We start from the raw sequence: 7,668 nt of genomic DNA on the forward strand, positions 1-7,668 counted from the left end.
CCGCTGCGCGCGGCCCTGGGGGTCGCAGCGTCGACGAGGGACCTCGTGCGGGCCGCCGTCGCCGCCGTCGGCGACGCCGCTGAGCCGCCGGGCCCCGACGACACGGCTCGGACGTGGGGTGCGGCGCATGCCCTGACCCCGTTCCTGTTCACGCACGAGCATCCCGGCGGGCCGGATGTGCCGGGGCTCGCCGACGTGCTCGACACGATCGGGTCCGTCCGGGTGGGCGGCACCGCGGACGCGGTCTGCGCCACCTCGCACGCCCCCGGCCTGGCCGTCGGCACCCACCGCGGGCCAGTGGCCCGGGTCGTGTTCGACCTCGGCGACCGCACCCGCAGCCGGTGGGTCGTCCCGTTCGGCGCCTCCAGTCTCGAAGGCGGGCACGTGACGGATCAGCTGGACGCGTGGGCCGCCGGCCGCCTGCTGCCCGTGCCGTCCGGTCCCGTCCCCCCGTCCGCCGGCAGCGGCGTCGCACCCGCCCGCTCCGTCCCCGGCGGGGCCCCTCCGGGACGCATCGTGGCCGAGGTCGGCGTCGGGGCGTTGGGCCTGACCATGACGCGCGTCCGCCCGGCCCTGGACGCCCCGCTGATCCACGCACTCGTCACGGAGCCGCGGGCGGAGTTCTACGGGATGCGCGGGCACAGCGTGCAGGACGTCGAGGAGGTCTACGACTTCCTCGAGTTCCAGCCCACCCACGCGAACCACCTCGTGTGGCACGGCGGGACCCTCGTGGCCCTCGTGCAGACCTACGACCCTCGCGCGGAGGAGGTCGGCGGCGCCTACGAGGTGCGGGACGGGGACCTCGGATTCCATTTCATCACCGCCCCCGGCGGCCTGCAGGGGCGCGCCCGCGCCACGGCCTACCGGAGCATTGTGGACTGGTTGGGCGCACGCCCCGGCACGCGTCGGCTCGTGATCGAGCCGGACGTCCGCAACACGCGGGCCGTGAAGACCGCCCGGGCTCTGGGCTTCACGGTGGACCGGGAGGTCGAGCTGCCGGGCAAGCGGGCGGCGCTGTGCTTCCGCGCCGTCGTCGTGCCGGTCAGGGGCGGTGGCTCACTTGTGCTCGGCCACGCCCGTCTGGCCCTCCCGGACCAGGGCGGTCATGCGGGAGACCGTGCGGAAGTACTTCTTCATGTAGCCGCCGTGCATCATCTCCTGCGTGAACAGGGCGTCGAAGGGCACACCGGAGGCGAGGACGGGCACGTCCTTGTCGTACAGGCGATCCGCGAACACCACGAAGCGCAGGGCCGTGGCCTGCTCCGTGATGGTGTGCACGTCGTGGAGGGCGAGCACGTCCACGTCCTTGACGAGCTCGCGGTAGCGGGAGGGATGCACGCGGGAGAGCATCGCGGTGAGGTCCGCGAAGTCGTCCACGGCGAGCACACCCGCGTCGGGGAAGTTCTCCTGGGCGGTGGCCTCGACGGCGGCGTCGTCCAGCGGCGACGGGGCGGCGGAGAGGCCGCGGTGGCGGTAGTCCTCGCCGTCCACGCGGATGACCTCGAACTGGTCGGCCAGGACCTGGATCTCGCGCTTGAAGTCCTGCGCCGCGAAGCGCCCCTCGCCGAGCGAGCCCGGCAGGGTGTTGGAGGTCGCCACCAGGCGCACGCCGGCGTCGGCCAGCTCGCGCATGAGGCGGGACATCAGCACGGTGTCCCCCGGGTCGTCGAGCTCGAACTCGTCGATGCACACGAGGGTGTACTCCTTGAGCTCGTCCACCGCCTTGCGGAAGGACAGGGCGCCCACGAGGTTGGTGTACTCCACGAACGTGCCGAACGCCTTGGGCCCGGGGGCCGCGTGCCACGTCGAGGCCAGCAGGTGGGTCTTGCCGACGCCGAAACCGCCGTCGAGGTAGATGCCGGCCGGCCCTGCCGCCCGCTTCTTCCCGCCGAACAGGCCGCCGAGGAACCCGCCGCCCGAACCGCCCCGGCCGAGGTCTGCCGCGAACCGGCGCAGCCGCTCCACGGCCTGTGCCTGCGAGGGGTGCGCGGGGTCCGGGATGTAGGTGTCGAAGGACACCGTGCCGAAGCGGTACGACGGGTGGAAGCCGGACAACAGCTGGTCCGGGGTGACCTGCGGCGAACGGTCGGCGAGGTGGACGATCTGAGCCACGGGACACTCCCAGGGTCGACGACGGGGATTCCGGGCCATGCTATCGGGCCGCGGACCCGACCCATGTGACCTCGCGTGTCCCGGACTGAGGGGCCCCTACCCTCTTACGTGACACCGACGTGCCGTAATCTGGCGCGCAGGGCACGGACACGGAACCCGCCGTCGTCGTGCCGCCCGCCCCGGGCCCGTGCGGGCCCGCCCCGACGCGAAGGAAGGCAGTGCCATGACCGATACCGCCGCGAAGTTCTCCGAGTACGCCCACCCCGAGAAGCTGGTGTCCACGCAGTGGGTCGCCGACCATGTCGGCGACGAGGACGTCGTGGTCCTCGAGTCCAACGAGGACGCTCTCCTCTACTCCACCGGCCACATCCCCGGCGCCCAACGCGTCGACTGGCACACCGAGCTCAACGACCCCGTCACCCGCGACTTCGTCGGCCCCGAGGCCTTCGCCGAGTTCGCCGCCTCCAAGGGGATCTCCCGGGACACCACCGTGGTGTTCTACGGCGACAAGTCCAACTGGTGGGCCGCCTACGCCCTGTGGGTGTTCACCCTCTACGGCCATGAGGACCTGCGCCTGATGGACGGCGGCCGTGACAAGTGGATCGCGGAGGGACGCGAGACCACCCGCGAGGTCCCGACCGTGGCCCGCGCCGAGTACCCGGTGATCGAGCGCGACGACCACACAGATCGTGCCGCCCGCGAGGACGTCCTGCAGGCCATCGGGACCACCCCGCTGATCGACGTCCGCTCCCGTCCCGAGTACACGGGCGAGACCACGCACATGGCCGGCTACCCGCAGGAGGGCACCCTGCGCGGCGGCCACATCCCCACGGCGGCGTCCGTGCCGTGGGCGTCCGCGGCCAACGAGGACGGCACCTTTAAGTCCCGCGCCGAGCTGGAGCAGGTCTACCGCACCGGCGCCGGCCTGCAGGAGGGCGACGACGTGATCGCCTACTGCCGCATCGGCGAGCGGTCCTCCCACACGTGGTTCGTGCTCAAGTACCTGCTCGGCCACGAGGACGTCCGCAACTACGACGGCTCCTGGACCGAGTGGGGCAACGCCGTGCGCCTGCCCATCGCCGTCGGCGAAGAGCCGGGCGAGGCCCCCGCGCGCTGAGCCCCCGGCACGGCGTGGATCACTAGACTAGGACACCATGACCGAGAACCACGCCGTGCCCGCCGCCCTGGCCGAGATCATCGACGACTTCGCCGGGGTGCCCGATCCCGAGAAGCTCGAGCTGCTGCTGGAGTTCTCGGACGAGCTGCCGGCGCTGCCGGAACGCTACGACGGCCACGAGGCCGAGATGGAGCAGGTCGTGGAGTGTCAGACCCCGCTGTTCCTGGCCGTCGAGCTCGGGGGTGAGCCCGGCCCGCAGGCCCCGGTCCGCCTCTTCATCACCGCTCCCCCGGAGGCGCCCACCACGCGCGGCTTCGCCTCCGTGCTCACCCAGGGCCTGGACGGGCTGAGCGCCCTCGAGGTCCTGGACGTGCCCGAGGACATCCCCACCCGCCTCGGTCTGGCCAAGGCCCTCACCCCCCTGCGGCTGCGCGGCATGTCCGCCATGCTCGGCCGCATCAAGCGCAACGTGCGCGAGCAGGCCGGGATCGCCTGAGTCCGCCGTGGGCCAGCGCAAGAAGGATCGCGGCGCCCGGCACGGGGCGGCCACGCCGGCCGTCGCCGCACTCGAGGCCGCCGGGGTCCCGTACCGGCTGCACACCTTCGACGTGGCCCTCGACGCCGGCGGCGAGCGGTTCGGCGTCCAGGTCGCCCGGGCGCTCAGCGTGCCCGCCGACCGACTGTTCAAGACGCTGATGGTGGCGGACCCCGACGGCGCGCTCGCCGCATGCGTGGTGCCCGTGTCCGGTCAGCTGGACCTGCGGGCCGCCGCCGCGGTGCTGGGCGTCAAGCGGCTCGCCCTGGCCGATCTGGCGGTCGTCGAACGCCGGACCGGCTACGTGCGGGGCGGCGTCTCGCCCCTGGGCCAGCGCCGGCCCCACCCCGTCGTCCTGGACTCCTCCGCTCTCGACGCGGAGCTCATGTACGTCTCCGGCGGGCAACGCGGCCTGGATGTGGAGATCGCGCCCGCCGACCTCGTGCAGGTGACGGGCGCCGTCGTCGCGGAGATCGCGGCGGACTGACGGGCGGGTCCTGCGGCCGGGCCGGTCAGGCGTCGTCGCGCGCCTGGCGGCGCACCACAGCCATGCGCTGGCCGACGGTGACCAGGGAGGCTGCGGCGAGCAGCCCCAAGGTGACGGCCAGGACGACCGGGGGCAGACCGAGGCCGGTGAGGCCGGCGACCACGAGGGTGGCCACGAGCCGTTCGGCGCGCTCGGCGATGCCCACGTGCGCGTCCCAGCCGAGGGCCTCCGCCTTGGCACGCACGTAGGAGACGAGCATGCCCAGGGCGAGGCAGGCCCCGGAGAGCGCGCCGACCGCGGGTGCGGCGCCGACGCCGAAGCCCCACAGGCACAGCCCGAGGAACACGGCCGCGTCCTGCACGCGGTCCAGGGTGGAGTCGAGGAACGCGCCCCAGCGGCCGGTGGACCCGGCCTCGCGCGCCATGATCCCGTCCACCAGGTCCGAGAACACGAACGCGGTGATGAAGAGCGTGCCCCAGAACAGGTGCCCCAGGGGGAAGAGCACGAGCGCGCCCAGGCTCACGCCGAGTGTGCCGACGACCGTCACGGTGTCCGGACTGACCCCGGCCCGCAGGAGCGTACGGGCCACCGGGGTGAACAGGCGGGTGGTGACGCCGCGCGCGTGACGGTCCAGCATCAGGCGGAGTCTCCGGCCCCCGGGCGAGGATGCTCGGCCGCGGCACGGGCGTTGGCCGCCTGGCGCGCGGCGTGGTCCCGGGCGGCCCGGTCCCAGACGTCCGCGAGGATCTGCCGGGTCTCCCCCAGGGTCTGCGACATGTTCTTGGTCCGGGCGATGATCGGCAGGAAGTTGCCGTCGCCGGTCCACCGGGGCACCACGTGCTGGTGCAGATGGGCCGCGATCCCGGCGCCGGCCACCGCCCCCTGGTTCATGCCGAGGTTGTAGCCGGACGCGCCGGCGGCCTGGCCGAGGGCGAGCATCGCCGTCTGGGTCAGCTCCGCCATCTCGGCGGCCTCCTCCGTGGTGGTGTCCGTGTACAGGGGCACGTGGCGGTAGGGACAGACGAGCAGGTGGCCGGGGTTGTACGGGTACAGGTTCAGCACCACATAGGCGGTGCGGCCGCGGTGGACGATGAGGGAGTCCTCATCGTCGCGCTGCGGGGCCGCACAGAACGGGCAGGTGTGCTCGTCCTTGACCTGGCCCGTCCCCTTGGACACGTACGCCATGCGGTGGGCGTTCCAGAACCGCTCGAAGGCGTCCGGGGCGCCGGGCAGCTCGAAGCCGTCCGTGGCGGCGGCGTCCGCCGACGCGCGGGCCTGCGCCCGCGCGTCGGATCCGCCGGTGCCGGGGCTGGTCATGGGGTGACCTCGCGCTCGCGCACCGCCTTCACGATGCGTTCGATCGCCTCCTCCACCGGCACGCCGTTGTCCTGGGTGCCGTCGCGGAAGCGGAAGGACACGGCGTTCGCCTCCCTGTCCTCGCCGCCGGCGATCAGCACGAACGGCGCCTTCTCCTTGGCCGCGGTGCGGATCTTCCTCGGGAAGCGGTCCGAGGAGTCGTCCAGGCGCGCCCGGATCCCCTCGGCGCGCAGCTTCGCGACGACGTCGTCCAGGTAGTCGTTGAATGCCTCGGCCACCGGGATGGCCACGACCTGCTCCGGGGCAAGCCAGGCCGGGAACGCGCCGGCGTAGTGCTCGGTGAGGACGCCCAGGAAGCGCTCGATGGAGCCGAAGAGGGCGCGGTGGATCATCACGGGGCGCTGACGGGTGCCGTCGGCGGCCTGGTACTCGAGGTCGAAGCGCTCGGGTAGGTTGAAGTCCAGCTGGATGGTGGACATCTGCCACGTGCGGCCGATGGCGTCCCGGGCCTGGACCGAGATCTTCGGGCCGTAGAACGCGGCGCCGCCCGGATCCGGGACGAGCTGCAGACCGGAGGCCTCCGCGACCTCGGCGAGGGTGCGGGTGGCCTCCTCCCAGATCTCGTCGGAGCCGACGAACTTCTCCGGGTCCTTCGTGGAGAGCTCGAGGTAGAAGTCGTTGAGGCCGTAGTCCTTGAGCAGGTCGAGAACGAAGTTGAGCGTGGTGGTCAGCTCCTCCTTCATCTGCTCGCGGGTGCAGTAGATGTGGGCGTCGTCCTGGGTCATGCCGCGCACGCGCGTGAGCCCGTGGACCACGCCGGACTTCTCGTACCGGTACACGGAGCCGAACTCGAACAGCCGCAGCGGCAGCTCACGGTAGGACCGGCCGCGGGAGCGGTAGATCAGGTTGTGCATGGGGCAGTTCATCGGCTTGAGGTAGTAGTTCTGCCCCTGGCGCGTGATCTCGCCGGTCTCGGGATCACGGACCTCGTCGATGTGCATGGGCGGGAACATGCCGTCCGCGTACCAGTCGAGGTGGCCGGACACCTCGTAGAGGTGCTGCTTGGTGATGTGCGGGGTGTAGACGAACTCGTAGCCGGCCTCGGTGTGGCGCCGACGGGAGTAGTCCTCCATCTCCTTGCGGATGATGCCGCCGCGCGGGTGGAACACGGGCAGGCCGGAGCCGAGCTCGTCCGGGAAGGAGAAGAGATCCAGCTCGGCGCCGAGCTTGCGGTGGTCGCGGCGCTCGGCCTCGGCGAGGCGCTCCTGGTAGGCCTTGAGGTCGTCCTTGCTGGCCCAGGCGGTGCCGTAGATGCGCTGCAGCTGCTTGTTCTTCTCGTTGCCGAGCCAGTAGGCGGCGGCGGAGCGGGTGAGCGCGAAGCCGTTGCCGATGAGCTTGGTGGAGGGCAGGTGCGGGCCGCGGCAGAGGTCGCACCACACGGCGTCGCCGGTCTTGCGGTCCACGTTGTCGTAGATGGTGATCTCCCCGGCCCCGACCTCCACGGAGGCGCCCTCGCCGGCGGTGTCCGCGGCATCCTTCTTGCCGAGCAGCTCGAGCTTGTAGGGCTCGTCCGCCATCTCGGCGCGGGCGGTCTCCTCGTCCACGACGCGGCGGCGGAAGGTCTGGCCGGACTTCACGATCTTCTGCATGAGCGAGGAGATCTGCTTGAGGTCCTCGGGGGTGAAGGGCTCGTCGACGTCGAAGTCGAAGTAGAAGCCGTCCGTGATGTACGGGCCGATGCCGAGCTTGGCGCCCGGGCGCAGCTGCTGCACGGCCTGGGCCATCACGTGGGCGGTGGAGTGCCGCAGCACCTCGAGGCCCTCGGGCTCCGTGATGTCCACCGACTCGACGGACGCGCCGGCGGGGATCTCGCGGGCCAGGTCCCAGAGCAGGCCGTCCACCCGCATCACGGCGGTGGTCGGCTTCTCGCGGAAGAGGTCGAGGCCGGTGGTGCCGTGCGTCACCTCCCGCAGCTCTCCGTCCACGGTCAGCAGGATGTTCTTCGGCTCCGACACGGTGCTCCTTCGAGGTCTGGCTTCGGGATCGGTGGCGTACGGGGGCCACCGTCGGCCGCGTCCCATTCTAGGTGTTGTGGGTCAT

General features: G+C 72.0%; 7 protein-coding genes and 1 pseudogene. 4 read left to right on the top strand and 4 right to left on the bottom strand.

Annotated features, from left to right (window positions below):
* Nucleotides 1-45: 45 nt before the first annotated feature.
* A pseudogene (locus tag HMPREF3105_RS13760) lies at nt 46-984 on the top strand (GNAT family N-acetyltransferase); the annotation flags it as partial.
* A 72-nt stretch (nt 985-1,056) separates the two neighbouring features.
* On the opposite strand, the gene zapE reads toward HMPREF3105_RS13760, so the two are convergent.
* Nucleotides 1,057-2,112 (bottom strand): cell division protein ZapE, encoded by a 1,056-nt coding sequence (gene zapE / locus HMPREF3105_RS04165; RefSeq protein ID WP_080981737.1) that lies wholly within the window; start codon nt 2,110-2,112, stop codon nt 1,057-1,059.
* A gap of 223 nt (nt 2,113-2,335) precedes the next feature.
* Between zapE and HMPREF3105_RS04170 the strand changes: the two genes are divergently transcribed.
* The 3 genes from HMPREF3105_RS04170 to HMPREF3105_RS04180 are packed head-to-tail and all read left to right on the top strand — an operon-like array spanning nt 2,336 to nt 4,251.
* The gene (locus tag HMPREF3105_RS04170; protein ID WP_070708838.1) at nt 2,336-3,229 is read left to right on the top strand and encodes a sulfurtransferase; all 894 of its coding nucleotides are present in this window, start codon (nt 2,336-2,338) and stop codon (nt 3,227-3,229) included.
* 37 nt (nt 3,230-3,266) lie between these two features.
* Nucleotides 3,267-3,725: a SufE family protein gene (locus HMPREF3105_RS04175; RefSeq protein WP_070708839.1), complete on the top strand. Its 459-nt coding sequence runs from the start codon at nt 3,267-3,269 to the stop codon at nt 3,723-3,725.
* Between the two features lie 7 nt (nt 3,726-3,732).
* Complete coding sequence (locus HMPREF3105_RS04180; protein WP_069941367.1) at nt 3,733-4,251, top strand: aminoacyl-tRNA deacylase; 519 nt, start codon at nt 3,733-3,735, stop codon at nt 4,249-4,251.
* 25 nt (nt 4,252-4,276) lie between these two features.
* On the opposite strand, the gene pgsA is transcribed toward HMPREF3105_RS04180, so the two are convergent.
* From pgsA to thrS, 3 genes are read right to left on the bottom strand one after another with little or no spacing between them, the layout of a single operon-like run.
* Complete coding sequence (pgsA, locus tag HMPREF3105_RS04185) at nt 4,277-4,888, bottom strand: phosphatidylinositol phosphate synthase (RefSeq protein WP_070708840.1); 612 nt, start codon at nt 4,886-4,888, stop codon at nt 4,277-4,279.
* A complete protein-coding gene (locus HMPREF3105_RS04190) occupies nt 4,888-5,568 on the bottom strand; it encodes an HIT family protein (protein WP_070708841.1) in 681 nt (226 codons plus the stop codon). Before HMPREF3105_RS04190 ends, pgsA begins: the two co-directional genes overlap by 1 nt.
* On the bottom strand, nt 5,565-7,583 hold the full coding sequence (thrS, locus tag HMPREF3105_RS04195; protein WP_070708842.1) for a threonine--tRNA ligase: 2,019 nt from the start codon (nt 7,581-7,583) through the stop codon (nt 5,565-5,567). The genes HMPREF3105_RS04190 and thrS overlap by 4 nt, the downstream gene beginning before the upstream one ends.
* Nucleotides 7,584-7,668: the final 85 nt, after the last annotated feature.

This window comes from Micrococcus sp. HMSC31B01 (assembly GCF_001816085.1).
Lineage (GTDB): Bacteria > Actinomycetota > Actinomycetes > Actinomycetales > Micrococcaceae > Micrococcus > Micrococcus luteus.

Excerpts from the sequence above, each read along its gene's own strand:
- HMPREF3105_RS04170 (WP_070708838.1), top strand. The coding sequence starts at position 2,336 with ATGACCGATACCGCCGCGAAGTTCTCCGAGTACGCCCACCCCGAGAAG.
- HMPREF3105_RS04175 (WP_070708839.1), top strand. The coding sequence starts at position 3,267 with ATGACCGAGAACCACGCCGTGCCCGCCGCCCTGGCCGAGATCATCGAC.
- pgsA (WP_070708840.1), bottom strand. The coding sequence starts at position 4,888 with ATGCTGGACCGTCACGCGCGCGGCGTCACCACCCGCCTGTTCACCCCG.
- HMPREF3105_RS04190 (WP_070708841.1), bottom strand. The coding sequence starts at position 5,568 with ATGACCAGCCCCGGCACCGGCGGATCCGACGCGCGGGCGCAGGCCCGC.